16 protein-coding genes are annotated in these 16,199 nt (G+C 76.0%); 7 read left to right on the forward strand and 9 right to left on the reverse strand.

Annotated elements, in window-relative coordinates:
* Nucleotides 1-36: 36 nt before the first annotated feature.
* Genes JD78_RS12525 through JD78_RS12535 form a run of 3 tightly spaced genes read right to left on the reverse strand, consistent with a single transcriptional unit; the run spans nt 37 to nt 3,733 of the window.
* On the reverse strand, nt 37-1,509 hold the full coding sequence (locus JD78_RS12525) for a phytoene desaturase family protein (protein ID WP_153360144.1): 1,473 nt from the start codon (nt 1,507-1,509) through the stop codon (nt 37-39).
* A gap of 23 nt (nt 1,510-1,532) precedes the next feature.
* Nucleotides 1,533-2,531: a methylmalonyl Co-A mutase-associated GTPase MeaB gene (meaB, locus tag JD78_RS12530; RefSeq protein WP_153360142.1), complete on the reverse strand. Its 999-nt coding sequence runs from the start codon at nt 2,529-2,531 to the stop codon at nt 1,533-1,535.
* Nucleotides 2,528-3,733, reverse strand: a complete 1,206-nt coding sequence (locus JD78_RS12535) for an acetyl-CoA C-acetyltransferase (protein ID WP_153360140.1) — start codon at nt 3,731-3,733, stop codon at nt 2,528-2,530. The genes meaB and JD78_RS12535 overlap by 4 nt, the downstream gene beginning before the upstream one ends.
* Nucleotides 3,734-3,925: 192 nt before the next feature.
* On the opposite strand from JD78_RS12535, the gene mce reads away from it, so the two are divergent.
* Nucleotides 3,926-4,378, forward strand: a complete 453-nt coding sequence (mce, locus tag JD78_RS12540; protein ID WP_153360139.1) for a methylmalonyl-CoA epimerase — start codon at nt 3,926-3,928, stop codon at nt 4,376-4,378.
* A 115-nt stretch (nt 4,379-4,493) separates the two neighbouring features.
* Nucleotides 4,494-5,825: a crotonyl-CoA carboxylase/reductase gene (ccrA, locus tag JD78_RS12545; protein WP_153360137.1), complete on the forward strand. Its 1,332-nt coding sequence runs from the start codon at nt 4,494-4,496 to the stop codon at nt 5,823-5,825.
* Between the two features lie 176 nt (nt 5,826-6,001).
* Here the strand turns inward: ccrA and JD78_RS12550 are convergent, their stop codons facing one another.
* A complete protein-coding gene (locus JD78_RS12550) occupies nt 6,002-6,739 on the reverse strand; it encodes a hypothetical protein (protein WP_166521158.1) in 738 nt (245 codons plus the stop codon).
* A gap of 186 nt (nt 6,740-6,925) precedes the next feature.
* Between JD78_RS12550 and JD78_RS12555 the strand changes: the two genes are divergently transcribed.
* The 4 genes from JD78_RS12555 to JD78_RS12570 all read left to right on the forward strand — a co-directional run bounded on the left by JD78_RS12555 (nt 6,926) and on the right by JD78_RS12570 (nt 11,126).
* Nucleotides 6,926-7,423 carry a hypothetical protein gene (locus JD78_RS12555; RefSeq protein WP_166521159.1) on the forward strand — a complete coding sequence of 166 codons (498 nt, stop codon included), beginning with the start codon at nt 6,926-6,928 and terminating at the stop codon, nt 7,421-7,423.
* A gap of 226 nt (nt 7,424-7,649) precedes the next feature.
* Nucleotides 7,650-9,527, forward strand: coding sequence for a hypothetical protein (locus JD78_RS12560; protein WP_153360130.1), 1,878 nt, complete (start codon nt 7,650-7,652; stop codon nt 9,525-9,527).
* A gap of 91 nt (nt 9,528-9,618) precedes the next feature.
* Nucleotides 9,619-10,491, forward strand: coding sequence for a DUF4397 domain-containing protein (locus JD78_RS12565; RefSeq protein ID WP_153360129.1), 873 nt, complete (start codon nt 9,619-9,621; stop codon nt 10,489-10,491).
* A gap of 11 nt (nt 10,492-10,502) precedes the next feature.
* Nucleotides 10,503-11,126 (forward strand): class F sortase, encoded by a 624-nt coding sequence (locus tag JD78_RS12570; RefSeq protein WP_153360128.1) that lies wholly within the window; start codon nt 10,503-10,505, stop codon nt 11,124-11,126.
* A 9-nt stretch (nt 11,127-11,135) separates the two neighbouring features.
* On the opposite strand, the gene JD78_RS12575 is transcribed toward JD78_RS12570, so the two are convergent.
* The 4 genes from JD78_RS12575 to JD78_RS12590 all read right to left on the reverse strand — a co-directional run bounded on the left by JD78_RS12575 (nt 11,136) and on the right by JD78_RS12590 (nt 14,827).
* Nucleotides 11,136-11,372, reverse strand: coding sequence for a hypothetical protein (locus tag JD78_RS12575; RefSeq protein ID WP_228395142.1), 237 nt, complete (start codon nt 11,370-11,372; stop codon nt 11,136-11,138).
* A gap of 106 nt (nt 11,373-11,478) precedes the next feature.
* The gene (locus JD78_RS12580; RefSeq protein ID WP_153360126.1) at nt 11,479-13,260 is read right to left on the reverse strand and encodes a 3-hydroxyacyl-CoA dehydrogenase family protein; all 1,782 of its coding nucleotides are present in this window, start codon (nt 13,258-13,260) and stop codon (nt 11,479-11,481) included.
* Between the two features lie 158 nt (nt 13,261-13,418).
* Nucleotides 13,419-13,982 (reverse strand): RNA polymerase sigma factor, encoded by a 564-nt coding sequence (locus JD78_RS12585; protein WP_153362579.1) that lies wholly within the window; start codon nt 13,980-13,982, stop codon nt 13,419-13,421.
* Complete coding sequence (locus JD78_RS12590; protein WP_153362580.1) at nt 13,979-14,827, reverse strand: hypothetical protein; 849 nt, start codon at nt 14,825-14,827, stop codon at nt 13,979-13,981. The genes JD78_RS12585 and JD78_RS12590 overlap by 4 nt, the downstream gene beginning before the upstream one ends.
* Nucleotides 14,828-14,935: 108 nt before the next feature.
* On the opposite strand from JD78_RS12590, the gene JD78_RS12595 reads away from it, so the two are divergent.
* Nucleotides 14,936-15,457, forward strand: a complete 522-nt coding sequence (locus JD78_RS12595; protein ID WP_153362581.1) for a hypothetical protein — start codon at nt 14,936-14,938, stop codon at nt 15,455-15,457.
* Here the strand turns inward: JD78_RS12595 and nucS are convergent.
* The gene (gene nucS, locus JD78_RS12600) at nt 15,454-16,140 is read right to left on the reverse strand and encodes an endonuclease NucS (RefSeq protein ID WP_166521160.1); all 687 of its coding nucleotides are present in this window, start codon (nt 16,138-16,140) and stop codon (nt 15,454-15,456) included. The two genes, JD78_RS12595 and nucS, sit on opposite strands and share 4 nt — an antisense overlap.
* Between the last annotated feature and the right edge of the window lie 59 nt (nt 16,141-16,199).

Raw genomic sequence — 16,199 nt, forward strand, 5'->3', positions numbered from 1 at the left:
TGTCGACACTCGACGCGCGATCGGCGAGGGGGCGGATCAGGCGGGCGGGGCGGGGCGCAGCGCCGGCGCGTGCCGGATGCCGAAGACGTCGCGCAGCGCCACCCGGGCGGCGTTGTCGCCGCAGTGGCCGTGCACCGCCGGCCCGGGCGGGGTCGCCGCACCGGCCAGGTAGACCCCGGTCATCGGCGTCTTGTAGGTGTTCCAGCGGGGCACCGGGCGGAAGAGCATCTGCCGCAGCGACGCCTCGCCGTTGGAGATGTCCCCGCCGACGTCGTTGGGGTTCCACTGCTCCATCTCCCCGGCGTGCATGGTGTGCCGGGCCAGGATGGTGTCGCGGAAGCCGGGCGCGAACCGCTCGATCTGGTCCTCGATGGCCTCGGTCATGTCGACCGTCGAGCCGTGCGGCACGTGCACGTAGGCCCAGAACACGTGGCCGCCCGCCGGTGCCCGCGAGGGGTCCACGACGGTCGGCTGCACGGCGAGCACGTAGGGCTTCTCGGCGACCCGCCCGTGCGCCGGCGCGGCCTCCCCGGCGATCGTCTCCTCCATGGTGCCGGCGACGTGCACCGTCCCGGCCCGGCGGACGTCGGGGTTGGTCCACGGCACCGGCTCCGACAGCGCCCAGTCGATCTTGAACACGCCGGGGCCGTGGGTGTAGCGGCGGACCCAGCGCCGGTAGCCCTCGGGCAGCGCGTTGCCCGCCATCGCGACGAACGCCCCGGGGGTGGTGTCCAGCAGCACGGCGGGCACCCCGGCGAACTCGCGCAGGTCGGTGACCTCGTGCCCGGTGACGACCTCGCCGCCCTGCTGCTCCAGCGCGGTGACCATGGCGTCGGCGAGCACCTGGGACCCGCCCTCGACCACCGGCCAGCCGCGGTGGTGCGCGAGCATCGCCAGGATCATGCCGAGCCCGGCGGTCAGCGGGCGGGAGAGCTCGAGCATCCCGTGGGCCGCGGCGCCGGCGATCAGCGCGCGGGCCTCCTCACCCTCGAACCGGCGGCGCGCCAGCTGCCCGACGCTGGGCAGCGCCTGCAGCCCGAAGCGGGTGATCCCGGTGATCCCGCGGGTGGGCAGCCGGCGGAACGCGGAGGTCAGGAAGAAGTCGACGATCTCGGGGGCCTGCCGCAGCAGCGGGCCGAACAGCTGCTGCCAGGCCGCGTCGTCGACACCGAGCCCGGCCGCGGTCTGCTCCAGCGACCCGACCGACACCGCGGCCCGGCCGCCGTCCAGCGGGTGGGCGAAGGCGACCTCGGGCTGCAGCAGCCGCACGCCCCGGCTGTCCAGGTCGAACTCCTCGAAGAACGGCGCCGCGGCCGCCATCGGGTGCACCGTGGAGCAGATGTCGTGCCGGTAGCCCGGCAGCGTCACCTCCTCGGTGCGCAGCCCGCCCCCGGCCTGCTCACCGCGCTCGACGACCTGGACCCTCAGGCCGGCCGCGGCCAGGCGCAGGGCAGCGGCCAGACCGTTCGGGCCGGCTCCGACGACGACGGCATCCGGGGTCCCGTTCACGCCGCCATCCTGCCCGCCGGGCCCTAGAGCTGCGCGACCAAGTGGTCGGCGGCCCGGTACGGGTCGGTCTCCCCCGCGACCACCCGCTCCGCCAGCGCCGGCAGCGCGGCCGAGCCGCCGACGTCGCCCATCCGCTCCCGCACCCCGGCGACGGCGATCGCCTCGATCTCGCGGGCGGCCCGGGCGACCCGGCGCCGGTGGCCCTCCCCCGAGGAGTCCAGCCATGCGGCGTGCTCCCCGATCCGGGCCACGACCTCCTCGATCCCGGCGTCGGCGTCCCGGTACGCGACGGTCTTCACGATCGGCGGTCGCCACGCCCCCGCGTCGGTGTGCCGGCCACCGAGGGAGAGCATCCCGCGCAGGTCGCGCACCGTCTGGTCCGCGCCGTCCCGGTCGGCCTTGTTCACCACGAAGACGTCGGCGACCTCGAGGATCCCGGCCTTGGCGGCCTGGATGCCGTCGCCCATGCCCGGGGCGAGCAGCACCAGCGTGGTGTCGGCGAGCGAGGCGACCTCCAGCTCGGACTGCCCGACCCCGACGGTCTCGACCAGCACGACGTCGCAGCCGGCCGCGTCGAGCACCCGCAGCGCCTGGGGCGTGGCCCAGGCCAGCCCGCCCAGGTGTCCCCGGGAGGCCATCGACCGGATGAACACGCCGGCGTCACCGGCGTGGTCCTGCATCCGCACCCGGTCACCGAGCAGAGCGCCCCCGGAGAACGGCGAGGAGGGGTCGACGGCGAGCACCCCGACCCGCTGCCCGGCGGCCCGGAAGGCGCGCACCAGCGCCGTCGTCGTCGTCGACTTGCCGACCCCGGGCGGCCCGGTCAGCCCCAGCACCCGGGCCCGGCCGGTGTGCGGAGCCAGCGCCGCCGCGACCTCGCGCAGCAGCGGGCTGGCGTCCTCCACCAGCGAGATCAGCCGGGCCACCGACCGGGCGTCGCCCTCCCGGGCCCCGGCGACCAGCGCCGGCACGTCGGCCGTCCGCCGGCCGCGCCGGCCACCGGCTCGAGCGGGGGCGTTCACGCCGCGGCGGGGACCCTGAGGATCAGCGCGTCGCCCTGACCGCCGCCGCCGCAGAGCGCGGCCGCTCCGACCCCGCCGCCGCGGCGGCGCAGCTCCAGCACCAGGTGCAGCACGATCCGGGCACCGCTCATCCCGACCGGGTGCCCCAGCGCGATCGCCCCGCCGTTGGGGTTGACCCGCTCCGGGTCGATGCCCAGCTCGCGGGTGGAGACGATGCCGACGGCGGCGAAGGCCTCGTTGAGCTCGACCAGGTCCAGGCCGGCGGGGTCGATCCCCTCCCGGGCGCACGCCTTGGCGATCGCCCGCGAGGGCTGGGTCTGCAGCGTGGCGTCCGGCCCGGCGACGACGCCGTGCGCGCCGATCTCGGCCAGCACGGTGCAACCGAGCTCCGCCGCCTTGGCCGCGGACATCACCACGACCGCGCAGGCGCCGTCGGAGATCTGCGACGCCGACGCCGCGGTGATCGTGCCGTCGGCCGCGAAGGCGGGCTTGAGCCGGGCCAGGCTCTCCGCGGTGGTGTCCGGGCGGATGCCCTCGTCCTCGCGGAACTCGATCGGGTCGCCCTTGCGCTGCGGGATGAGGACCGGGGTGATCTCGTCGTCGAACAGGCCGTTCTTCTGCGCGGCGGCGGCCTTCTGGTGGCTGGCGGCGGCGAAGGCGTCCTGCTCCTCGCGGGTCAGCCCGTAGCGGCTGTTGGCCTGCTCGGTCAGCGCGCCCATCGCGACCTGGTCGAAGGTGTCGGTGAGGCCGTCGTGCGCCATGGCGTCGACGAGAGTGGCGTCGCCGTACTTGGTGCCGGTGCGCGAGCTGGGCAGCAGGTGCGGCGCCCGGGTCATCGACTCCATGCCGCCGGCCACCACGACGTCGAACTCCCCGGCCCGGATGAGCTGGTCGGCCAGGGCGATCGCGTCGATGCCCGAGAGACACACCTTGTTCAGCGTGAACGAGGGCACCGACATCGGGATGCCGCCGGCGACCGCGGCCGGGCGGGCGGGGTTCTGCCCGGCGCCGGCCTGGATGACCTGGCCCATGATCACGTAGTCGACCTGGTCACCGGTGATCCCGGCGCGCTCGAGGGCAGCCTTGATGGCCACGCCGCCGAGGTCGGCGGCGCTGAAGTCCTTGAGGGAGCCCAGCAGCCGGCCCATCGGCGTGCGGGCCCCGCCGACGATGACGGAGCGGGTGGGTGCGGGCTGGCTCATCGGGGCCTCCAGTGGCTCCGGCCGCCGCCGTTGGCGGCCTGCTCCGGGGTCGCGGCGCAGTGCTCCGCGCCGCTGCGGGACCCGTCGAGGATAGGGCCCGGAGAGCGACCGACGGCCCGGGGTGAGCCACGTCACGTACCGGGCGGTGCGGGTGGGTCCCCAGCGGGCGGGTGCGGCGGCAGGATGCGACGCATGCCCGACGACGCGCTGACCGGCCTCCCCGCCGGCCTGTTCACCACCATCGACCACGTCGGCATCGCGGTGCCCGACCTCGACGAGGCGATCGCCTTCTACGCCGGCACGTTCGGCGTGCACTCGGTCCACGAGGAGACGAACGAGGAGCAGGGCGTCCGGGAGGCGATGCTCGCCGTCGGTGACGGCACCACGCGCATCCAGCTGCTGGCACCGCTCACACCCGAGTCGACGATCGCGAGGTTCATCGGCCGCTCCGGCCCGGGGCTGCAGCAGCTGGCCTTCCGGGTGACCGACGTCGAGGCGGCGGCGCAGACGCTGCGCGACCGCGGCCTGCGGCTGCTCTACGACGAACCGCGCCGCGGCACCGCCGGCAGCCGGGTGAACTTCGTGCACCCCAAGGACGCCGGCGGCGTGCTGGTCGAGCTCGTGGAGCCCGCCGCCGCGCACTGACCCGTTGCACCGCCGCACAACTGCACACAGCGCCACCACCGCACCTGCACCGACCGAGACCTGCACCGACCGAGACCTGCACCTACCGAGCCAACGACGACTCGGGAGAGCACGCATGGACGAGATCAGGGACGCCGTCCTCGGCGACCACCTCGACGCGATCGGAGGGCTCCCCGTGCCGGGGTCCTACCGCGCCGTCGTGGTGCGCGAGGACGAGCAGGGGATGTTCGAGGGACTGCCCACCCGGGACAAGGACCCCCGGAAGTCGCTGCACGTGCAGGAGGTGCCCACCCCCGAGCTCGGCCCGGGCGAGGCGCTGGTGGCGGTGATGGCCTCGGCGGTCAACTACAACACCGTCTGGACGTCGATCTTCGAGCCCGTCTCGACCTTCGGCTTCCTGCGGCGCTACGGCCGGGTCTCCGACCTCACCAAACGGCACGACCTGCCCTACCACGTGGTCGGGTCCGACCTGGCCGGCGTCGTGGTCCGGGTGGGGCCGGGCGTCAACCGCTGGAAGCCCGGCGACGAGGTCGTCGCGCACTGCCTGTCGGTGGAGCTGGAGGACCCGGCCGGGCACGACGACACGATGCTCGACCCGCAGCAGCGGATCTGGGGGTTCGAGACGAACTTCGGCGGCCTGGCCGAGCTGTCGCTGGTCAAGAGCAACCAGCTCATGCCCAAGCCCGCCCACCTGACCTGGGAGGAGGCGGCCAGCCCGGGGCTGGTCAACTCGACCGCCTACCGGCAGCTGGTCAGCCGCAACGGTGCGGACGTGAAGCAGGGCGACGTCGTGCTCATCTGGGGCGCCTCCGGCGGGCTCGGCTCGTACGCCACCCAGCTGGCGCTCAACGGCGGCGCCATCCCCGTCTGCGTGGTGGGCAGCCCGGAGAAGGCCGAGATCGTCCGCTCGATGGGCGCCGAGCTGGTCATCGACCGCTCGGTCGAGCAGTACGCGTTCTGGAAGGACGAGGAGACGCAGGACCCGGACGAGTGGAAGCGGCTCGGCGCCCGGATCCGGGAGCTGACCGGGGGCGACGACCCGGACATCGTCTTCGAGCACCCCGGGCGGGAGACCTTCGGCGCCAGCGTCTACGTCGCCCGCAAGGGCGGCACGGTCGTCACCTGTGCCTCCACGACCGGGTTCCTGCACTCCTACGACAACCGGTACCTCTGGATGAACCTCAAGCGGATCGTCGGCTCGCACTTCGCCAACTACCGCGAGGCCTGGGAGGCCAACCGGCTGGTCCAGCGGGGCCTGGTCCACCCGACCCTGTCGCGGACCTACGCCATGGACGATGTCGGCCAGGCCGCGTACGACGTCCACCGCAACGCCCACCAGGGCAAGGTGGGGGTGCTGGTCCTCGCCCCGGAGGAGGGGCTCGGGGTCCGGGACACCGCGCTGCGGGCGCGCCACCAGACGGCGATCGACCGGTTCCGCGACCGCTGACCAGGGCTCCGGGACCCGGCCGCCGGCCGGGCCCCGGGCTCCCTGGCAGTTGCCTGCGGAGCGGTCGGGGACACGCTGACCCGGCGCCGGTTCTCTGCGAGGATGACGCCCATGAGCGACCCTCGTGACGACCTCTTCCGCGACGGCGGCCCCGGCTTCGACGTGGTACGCAAGGGTTACGACCGGGAACAGGTGCACGAGACCCTCTCCGGGATGGACGCCGACCTGCGGGTCGCCATCGCCGACCGGGACGCCGCCGTCGCGCGCTCCTCGGACCTGGCCCGCCAGCTGCAGGCGCTGCACGGCGAGGTCGAGTCGCTGCGCCGCCGCGCCGCGAGCGCCAGTGCACCCACGTTCGAGAACATGGGCGAGCGCATCTCGAACATGCTGCGGCTGGCCGAGGAGGAGGCCGCGGAGATCCGCCGGGCCGCCCAGGAGGAGGCCGCGCAGCTGCAGTCCGCGGTCGCCGCCGAGGTCGAGGCGGTGCGCGAGCGGATCACCGGTGAGGAGCGGTCGCTCGGCGAGCGGGCGGCCGCCAGCCGGGCCGAGGCCGAGCGCCTCGTGGCGGAGGCCCGGGCGCACGCCGAGCAGGTCGCGGTGAAGGCCCAGGCCCGCGCCGACGAGCTGGTCACCAAGGCCCAGGAGCGGGTGGCCCGGCTCGACGCCGACTCGCAGACCCGCCGCACCAAGGCGGAGGAGGACTTCGAGATCGCGATGCGCATCCGGCGCACCGAGGCCGCCCGGCTGGAGGACGAGCGCGAGCGCGCCTCCGTCGCCGCCGCCCAGCAGCGGGTCACCACCGCCGACGAGCGGGCGCGCCGGACGGTCACCGAGGCGGAGGCCTCCGCAGCCGCCGTCCGCGCCGTCCGGGACGAGCTGGCCCAGCGGCTGGCCGAGGTCCGCACGCTCCTCACGCAGCTGCCCGACCTGGGCGACCGCCCCGCACCGGCCGCCCGACCTGCCGGGCAGCAGTCCACCCCGCCGCAGGGCACTCCCCCGCGGGCGGCCGGCCAGCCAGGCCCGGCCTCCGACGCCCCGGCGCCGTCGCAGCCCGCCCCGTCCCCGCCGAGCCGCCGGCCGCGCGCACCCAGTCGCTGCGGGTGCCGCCGCGCACGGAGGAGCCGGCCGCGAAGCCCGCCCCCGAGTCTCCGACGGACGGGGCGGCGCAGGACGAGGCACCGGAGACCGAGGCGACCAAGACCGAGGCGCCGAAGACCGAGGCGCCGAAGACCGAGGCGTCGACCGACCAGGCGCCCACGCCGGCGGCCGCGCAGCCGGAGTCCGGGGCACCGGCACGACCGCAGCAGGCCCCGGCTCAGCAGGCCCCGGCTCAGCAGGCGCCGCCGGTCCAGCCGGCTGCCGGACCGCGCACCGCGCCGGCCAGCCCGGCCCAGGAGCAGGCCCCCGCGCCGGCCACCACCGCGGAGCGGCCCGCCGCCGAGCGGGAGCCCGGGCGCCCGGTGGCCGCGCCCCGCCACACCCCGCCGGTGCCGCCGCGGAGCACCCCGCCCCGCGGCCAGCAGCCGCCCACCACCCCGGTGCCCGCCGGCACCGGCAGCGCCCCGACCAACGGGTCGACCGAGTCCGGCCACAGCTGACCCGGTCCGGCGCTGCCCCCGCGCGCCGGCTGCCCTGACGAGGACCCGCCCCGGCCCGGCCGCGGCGGGTCCTCGCGCGTCCGGAGCCACCCGCTCGCGCCGTCCGCCCCGGTGGCCCGCCCCCCGTCCCCGTGTCAGGGTCGACCCCGGCTGAGTACCGGGGCGACCACAGCGGGTGGCGAACCGGGCGCTGCCCGCACCACGAGACGCCGGGAGGACCGCCACCGTGCCGGACCCGACGCCGCCGGTCGGCCGTCGTCGCCCGGGCGCCCGGCGGGCCCGGCACGCAGCGACGGCCCCGGGTCACCGGCGCACCGGCGTCCTCTGGCCGCTGACGGCGCTGGCGGTGCTGGCCGCCGTCGCCGCCCGGCGCCTGTCCGGACCGCGACTGCCGGGCGACGACACGCTCGCGGCACCGGCGGCCGTCCTGCTCCGCGGCGACGGCGACCTGGCGCTGCTCTCCCCGGAGGGACTGGGGGCGCTGCACACCGCGGTCTACGCCACCGTCACCCGTGCCTTCGCCCGGCACGACACCCTCGTGGGTGCGGAGCGGGAGCTGCTCGCCGTGGCCCTGCTCGGCACGGGCGTGCTGCTGTGGCGGACCGGCCGACGGCTGGGCCTGGGCGACGCCGGGTGCGCGCTGGCCGTGCTCGCGCTCGCGGCGGTGCCGGCGCTGGCCCCGCTCTCGGCCGCCGCGTCGCCGTCCTGGCTGGCCCTGCCGTGGCTGCTGCTCGCGGCCTGGCTGCTGCTGTCCGGTCGCCCCTCCCGCGCCAGCGCGGTCACGGCCGCGGTGGCCACCTCGCTCGGGGTCCTGCTCGCCCCGGACGCGCTGGTGCTCCTGGTCCCCGGCGTCGCCGCGGGAGTGGCGGCGCGTGCAGCGTGGCGCAGGCCGGCGCGCATGCCCCCGGGGGTGACCCGGGCGCTCACCGTCGCCGGGATCGCGGTGGGCGCCGGCGTCACCCGGCTGCTGGTCGGCGCCTGGTACCCGCAGCCGGGCGACCCGACCAGGTGGGGGGCGGGCACCGCGGAGCTCGTGCTGGTCGGCAGCGGGCTGCTCGTCGTCGGGGTGCTGGCGGTGGTCTGGCTGCCGCGCCTGCGCGGGCCGGGCGCGGCACTGCTGGCCGGGACGCTGCTCGGCGTCGTCCCGCCCGGGGACAGGCTGCCGACCCTGCTGGTCTGCCTGCCGCTGGCCGCTCTGCTCGCCGCGGTGCTGGCCGATGCGCTGGTCGACCGGGTCGCCGCCGCCCGGCCGGCGTTCGGCCGGGTCGCCCGGCCGGCCGCCGCCGGGGCCCTGGTGCTGGTGCTCGCCGCCGCACTCGCCGGAGTCGTCACCGGACCCCGGGGCGACCTCGGGGCCGAGGCGTACGGCCAGCTCGTGGCGTGGTCCGACCAGCAGCTGCCCGACGACGCGGTGCTCGCCGCGGACCCCCGGCCGGCCGCCGAACTGGTGCACGCCGGCCTGGACCTCGACCGGCTGGTCACCGCCCGCGGCCCGGTCACCGCCGCGACCGGGGAGCTCCCGCTGCAGCTGCAGGTCAGCGCCGACGGCGACCCGGCGGCCGACGCCCGCCCCGTGGCCCGCTTCCCGGCCGGCTCACCCACGGACGGCGGGGCACCGGACGACGGGGCACCGGACGACAGGGCACCGGACGGCGTCACGCTGACCGTGGCCGACCCCGATCCCGCCGAGCCGACCAGCGAGCAGCTGGCGGCCCGGCGCGAGCTCGGCGAGGCGCTGCTGGCCAACCCGGCGACCACCGCGCCCCCGGCCGCCGCCGAGCTGCTGCGCGCCGGCTCGGTCGACCCCCGCCTGCTCACCACGCTCGCCGGCCTCGCCGCCCGGTTCGGCGTCTCGCTGGCCGACCTGCCCGCGGTGCCCGGCGAGCTGCCCGGTGTCCCGGTCCGCCAGGCCGTGCTCGGCTCGGTCGCCGGTGTGCCGTTGCCCGGGGACTCCCCGGCGGCCGACCGGCTGCGGAACTGGCTGGAGGCCCAGCGGTCCCCCTACCGGCCGGCCCGGGTGACCAGCGTCGAGGACGGGCTGCTGCTGACCTGGCCGCTGGCCCCGGACCCCGACGCGCAGGTGACCCCCGGCGGAGGAGGATGACGCACCGCGGTCTTCCGCGAACCCGGCGTGCATGTGCCGTGCAGCGTGGGTAGGGGTGGCCGAGCACTGCCCAATCGACTGGAGGACGCCGATGTCCCGGCTCAACCGAGGCCCGTTGCTGCTCCTGCTGGGGGCGGGCCTCTGCGCCCTGGGGCTCGTCGCCCCCGCTGCCGCGGCCGCCGCGCCGAGCGGTGAGACGGCGCTGGTGCGGATGATGCACCTGTCCCCGGACACCCCGTCGGTCGACGCGTACATCGACTCGGTGTCCGCCCCGGGCACCGGGGTGGTGCTCCCGGCGGTGACCTACGGCGACGTCTCGGCCTACCAGGCGGTGCCGCCGGGCACGTACACCGTCAGCGCCCGTGCCGCCGGGGCCAACCCAGCGAGCCCGCCGGTGCTGGCCACCACGGTCACCGTGGCCCCGGGCAGCGCGACCACGATCGCCGGGGTCGGCTACTTCGCCGACCTGGGCTTCGCCGTCCTGCCCGACGACCTCTCCCTCCCGCCGGCCGGCCAGGCCCGCGTCCGCGTGGTCAACGCGGCGGCCGGGGTCTCCCCCGTCGACCTGGCCCTGGCCGACGGCCCGCAGCTGGCCGCGGACCTGGCCTTCCCCAGCAACACCGAGTACCAGGACGTGCCCGGCGGCCCGGCCACGCTGACCGTGACGCCGGCGTCCGGCGAGCCCACGGAGCTGCCGCTCGACCTGGCCGCGGGCTCGGTGCAGACCGTGCTGCTGCTGGACCGCGGCGAGGGCGGGGTCACCGTGACCACCGCGCTGGACGCCGCCAGCCCCGGCGTCGTCCCGGTCGGCGGGGTGGAGGCCGGCGCGGGCGGGACCGCCACCGGCGGCGGTGCGCCGGTCGGTCGCGTGGCGCTGGCGGTGCTCGCGGTGTCCGCCCTGCTGGTCGCCGTCCGTGGCCGGGTCGGCCCCCGTGGCCGGGTGGCCCGGCACACGGCGTCCTGACCGGCGACGCGATGACCGGAGGCCGGCACCGGCGCCCGCCGTCCCGGATGCCGGCGCGGGCGCGGCTGGCGCTGGCCGCCGTGGGTGTCACCGCGGGGGCCGTCGCCCTGCTCTCCCCCACCCCGGCGACGCCGGCCCGGGCCGCGGCGCCACCGGCGCCGGTGGTGGTCGCCGACACCGCCACGGCGACCGCCCCGGCGCCCGTGCGGGTCCGGGTGCCCGCCATCGGCGTGGACAGCCCGGTGCCGGCCATCGGGGTCGACGGCGACGGCGCGCTCGTGCCGCCCGCCGACTTCACCCGGGCGGGCTGGTTCGCCGCGGGGCCCGCCCCCGGCGAGACCGGCCCCGCGGTGCTGGCCGGCCACGTCGACGACCGCAGCGGGCCGGCGGTCTTCTTCCGGTTGGAGGAGCTCAGCGCCGGCGACGAGGTCGTCGTCGACCGCGCCGACGGCAGCCAGGTCACGTTCACCGTCACCCGGGTGGCCGCCTACCCGAAGACCGACTTCGCCACCGCGGAGGTGTACGGCCCGACGGCCGACGCGCAGCTGCGGCTGATCACCTGCGGCGGCGAGTTCGACCGCGACCGCCGCAGCTACACCGACAACGTGGTGGTCTACGCCCGCCTGTCGAGCTGATCCTGCGGCTCAGCGGCGGCGGAGGCGGCTGTCCCAGCAGATCCGGTGCCAGTGCCGGCGCAGGTCGGCGGCGGACTCGGTGTCCCACGGGTCCAGATCGGAGTCGCGCGCGTAGGCGGGCCAGGTGACCACGTGCGGTGTCCCCGGGCGGATCTCCTGGTCGCAGCCCGGGCAGCGGTAGCTCTTGTCCCCCGCCGCGCCGGTGAGCGGGCGCACCGCCCAGTCACCGTCCGGGGCCTCCTCCACCGGGGTCGACCGCGGGACGGGCCGCCGCGCGGACGGCCGGGCACCGCGACCGGCCGGGGACGACCCGGCCCGATCGCGGCGAGAGCCACCGCGGCGGGGCACGTCCCTACCGCGCCGCGTGGTCGCGGAAGCCGCGACCGGTCTTGCGGCCGAGGTAGCCGGCAGTCACCAGGTGCTCCAGCAGCGGGGCCGGCGCGAACCCCGGCTCGCGGAACTCGGTGTAGAGCTCCCGCTCGATCGCCAGCGAGACGTCCAGCCCGACGACGTCCAGCAGCTCGAACGGGCCCATCGGGTAGCCGCAGCCGACCTTCATCGCCGCGTCGATGTCGTCGGCGGTGGCGTAGTGCGCCTCGAGCATCTTGACCGCGTCGTTGAGGTAGGGGAACAGCAGCGCGTTGACGATGAACCCGGCGCGGTCGGTGCAGGAGACCGTCGTCCTGCCCAGTCGCTGGCCGAGCGCGTGTCCGGTGGCGGCGACGTCCGGCGCGGTCGCGATGGTGGAGACCACCTCGACCAGCTTCATCACCGGCGCCGGGTTGAAGAAGTGCAGGCCGACGACGTCGGCCGGGCGACCACTGGCGCGGGCGCACTCGATCACCGGCAGGCTGGAGGTGCTGGTGGCCAGCACGGCACCGGGCTTCGCGACCCGGCCCAGCTCGGCGAAGAGCTCGCGCTTCACCTGGAGGTCCTCGGCCACCGCCTCGACCACCAGGTCGGCGTCGGCCAGGTCGGCCAGCGAGGTGCTGGCGGTGACCCGCCCCAGGGCGGCGTCCCGGTCGGCGGCGTCCAGCCGGCCCCGGTCGACCTGCCGGTCCAGCGAGCGGGTCAGCGCGTCCCGCAGGGCCTGCACCTTCTCCCCGGTGCGGGCGACGACGGTGACGTCGCAGCCGCCCGTGGCGAGCACCTCGACGATGCCGGTGGCCATCGTCCCGGAGCCGACGACGCCCACGGCCTGCACCGGGCGGGCCCCCTGCGCCGCACCTCCGGCGACCGGGGTCTGCGCGTCCGGCACGACCTCGGCGGAGTCGCGACCGGCGTAGCTGTAGAAGCCGCGACCGGTCTTCCGGCCCAGCAGCCCGGCGGTCATCATCTGCTTGATCAGCGGGCTCGGCGCGTGCAGCCGGTTGCGCGACTGCTGGTACATCGTCACGAGGATCTCGTAGGCGGTGTCGATGCCGATGAGGTCCATCAGCGCCAGCGGCCCCATCGGCAGGCCGCAGCCCAGCCGCATGGCGGCGTCGAGGTCCTCGCGGCTGGCGTAGCGGTTCTCGAACATCGAGACGGCGTGGTTGAGGTAGCCGAACAGCAGCGCGTTGGCGATGAAGCCGGCCCGGTCGCCGATCGTGACGTCGGTCTTGCCCAGCCGCGCGCACAGCGCCTCGACGTCGGAGACCACCGACGGCTCGGTGACCACCGTGCGGACCACCTCGACCAGCTTCATCACCGGCGCCGGGTTGAAGAAGTGCATCCCGATGACCTTGCCCGGGCGGCCGGTGGCCACCGCGAGCTCGGTGACCGACAGGCTGGAGGTGTTGGTGGCCAGGATCGTCTCCGGCGGGCAGACCCGGTCCAGCGTGGCCAGCACCTGGCCCTTCAGCTCCAGCCGCTCGGGGACCGCCTCCACCACGAGCTCGGCGACGGCGAGGCCGTCCATCGCGGTGGTGAAGCGGATCCGGGAGAGGACGGCGTCCCGGTCGGCGGGGTCGAGCTTGCCCCGGGCGACGGCCTTGTCGGTGGAGGTGACGACGTGCTCCCGGCCGCGCTGCACCGCCTCGTCGGTCACCTCGACCGCGGTCACCGACAGGCCCGCGCGGGCGAACACCTCGGCGATGCCGGCGCCCATCGTGCCCAGCCCCACCACGCCGACCTCGGTCAGTTCTCTGGCCACGCTGCCGTCCTCCTGTCGTCCGGTGATCGCCCTGCCGTCCCGTGACCGACGGAGTCTCCCAAACGGCGAGGCCGGGACCCCGCGCGGGCGCACCGGGCCGTGCCGCTCCCGGTGCGGGCCCGACGTCTCGTCTCGTCGCGGGACGTCGGGCCTCCGGGTCACCGGGCCGGGGCGGGGTCTGCGGCCGTACCCACGACGGTGTCGTGGACCGGGTCGCCGGCGTCGTCGTCGAGCAGCGCCCGCAGCGCCGGGTGGCGTCCGAGCCGCGCGCGGGCCCGGTGCAGCCGCACCCGCGCCGTGTTCGCGGTGATCCCGACGACCCGCGCCGCCTCGGCCGGGCTCAGCCGTTCCCAGGTGGTGAGGGTGATCAGTTCCCGGTCCACGTCGCTGAGCGAGTCCAGGGCGCGGCGTACGGCGTCCTCCCGTCGGCTGCCGGCGGTGTCCGGTCCCGGGGTCGTGACCCGCCCCGCCTCGTCCTCGACGTCCGAGCGCGTCCACGCCGCCCGGTGGTGCTCGGCGAGCAGCCGGCGGGCGACACCGAACAGCCACAGCCGCCGCTCGTCCCCCGCCGGCAGGTCCGCCCGCCGGCGCCAGGCGACCAGGTAGACCTCGGCGAGCAGGTCCGGGGCGTCGTCGACCGGGGCCCGGCGGGACAGGTAGGCCAGCAGCGGGGCGCGGGTCTCCCGGAACAGGGTCTCGAATCCCGCCCGCTCGTCGCTCACCGGAGACCGTGCCACTCGTACGCCGGGTCGGCGTCGATGACCGGGAGGTACTCCCAGCCGCAGGTGGCGCTGTCGGCCACCGCGTCGAGGACCGCCTGCCGGTCGCCGGCCCGGGCCGCCTCGGCGAGCGGGCGCATCCACCAGCGGTAGGACCCCTCCCCGGTCGACTCCGCCGGGAGCGGCTCCTGGTGGTCGGTGGCGAAGGTGAGGAACGGCTCCCAGGACAGCGCGGCGCTGAGTGTCTCCGTCGCCGCGGCGCGCGCCGCGACGTCCCCGGTGGCGTCGGCGGCCACCCAGGCGTCGGCCCAGGTGCACACGGCGAGGCCGGCGACCCCGGACCGCAGGTGGCTCTCGGTGATGGCCGAGCCGAGGTCGTGCTGGCCGTACTGCGCCAGGGCCCGGTCGCGCTGAGCCGCGTAGCCCGGCGCGAAGACGATGTCGGCGGTGGCCTCCTCCACCACCTGGGCCAGGTCGGTGCCCTCCAGGTCGAGGACCTCCCCGGACCCGCCGGCGCCGACCTCCCAACCGGTCAGCTCCTCGCCGGTCCGGGTCGCGATGTAGGCCGCGGCCGCCGCCGTCCCGCTGCCGGCCACGACGACGGCGAGCGTCACCGTCGCCAGCCGGGCCGTGCGCCGCCGGCGCCGCGCGGCCACCTCGCGGTCCCCGATCAGGCCCAGCCGGCGCCGCTGCAGGTCGTCACCGCTGCCTGCGGGGTCGTCGTCCATGGCCGCCTGCACCCGTGACCACACGTCGGTGAAGACCTGCTCGTCCTCGGCCCGGGTCCGCTGGACCCTGCCTGCGTCGCGCAGCAGCGCGTCCAGCTCGTCGCCGTCCGGCTCTCTCATGGGGGTCGCCCTTCGCGGGGGGCCGCGGTCAGCGGCCCGTCACCTCCACATGCGGGAGCGTTACAGCAGCACGCCCAAGCGGTCACTCGGCTCTGCGAGACTCGCCTCATGGCAGGCCGGATCTCCTCCCTGGGCACCGCGCCTGCCGTCGTCAGCACACCGGTGGCCGAGAAGGTCGGCAGGTTCCGCCGGAAGATGGTCCCCCGCGCGTTCACGTACCTGGAATGGACCATCGACGGGGTGCCACTCCGTGAGGTCGTGGCGTGGCCGGACGGTTCGGTGGCTCGTGAGGTGACCCCGGTGGGGAACGGCGCTGCCCTGCCCGAGTACGAAGTCGACTACCTCCGAGCAGTCCTCGGGGAGCCGGTCAGCCGCGAGTGGGCGGTGATGCCGGACGGACGAGTGCCGCTGCTCGTCTGTGAGGTCGACTTCGACCTGGACTGTCGTGCGCTCACGGCTGAGCTGGTCCGGAGTGACGACCGCGTCGAGTGGCGCGACATCGCATGGCAGGTCACCTACGAGCCGCTCGACCTGACCGAGCAGGAGCTGCCGGTCATGACCCTCGCATTCGACCGGCAGCAGTACGACGACGTCGTGCGGCCACTGCTCGCGGCGGCACCCGAGGGCTAGAAGAGCCGGGCGGAGGGGTCGTCGGTGCCCTTGAGGACGGCGTAGTCGACGGTCACGCAGTCGATGCCCCGGTCAGCGGCGAGCACCCGGGCCTGCGGCTTGATCTCCTGGGCGGCGAAGACGCCCTTCACCGGGGCGAGCAGGGGGTCGCGGTTGAGCAGCTCCAGGTAGCGGGTGAGCTGCTCGACCCCGTCGATCTCGCCGCGCCGCTTGATCTCCACCGCCACCGTCATACCGTCGGCGTCCCGGCAGAGCAGGTCGACCGGGCCGATCGCGGTCGGGTACTCCCGGCGCACCAGCGACCAGCCCGCGCCGAAGGTCTCCACGTGCAACGCCAGCAGCCGCTGCAGGTCGGCCTCGACGCCGTCCTTCTGCAGCCCCGGGTCGACGCCGAGCTCGTGCCGGGAGTCGTGCTCGACCGACTCGATCGTGATGATCAGCTGCTCGCCGGCCTTGTTGGTGACCGTCCAGGTGCCCGCTCTGCCGCCCTCCGGGGTGTCGGTCAGCTCCTCCTTGAGCGAGCACGGCGGGCTCATCCAGTTCAGCGGCTTGTAGGCCCGGTCGTCGGCGTGGATGGACACCGACCCGTCGGCCTTCACCAGCAGCAGCCGCAGCGCGGGCGGCAGGTGGGCGGTGAGCCGCCCGATGTAGTCGACGGAGCAGCGGGCAATGACCAGACGCACGGACGGCGACGCTACCGGGCCGTGGAACCACACGCCCGCCCCCTTCGTCAGGACGGTGT

Origin of the sequence: Modestobacter roseus, assembly GCF_007994135.1 — a bacterium.
GTDB lineage: Bacteria > Actinomycetota > Actinomycetes > Mycobacteriales > Geodermatophilaceae > Modestobacter > Modestobacter roseus.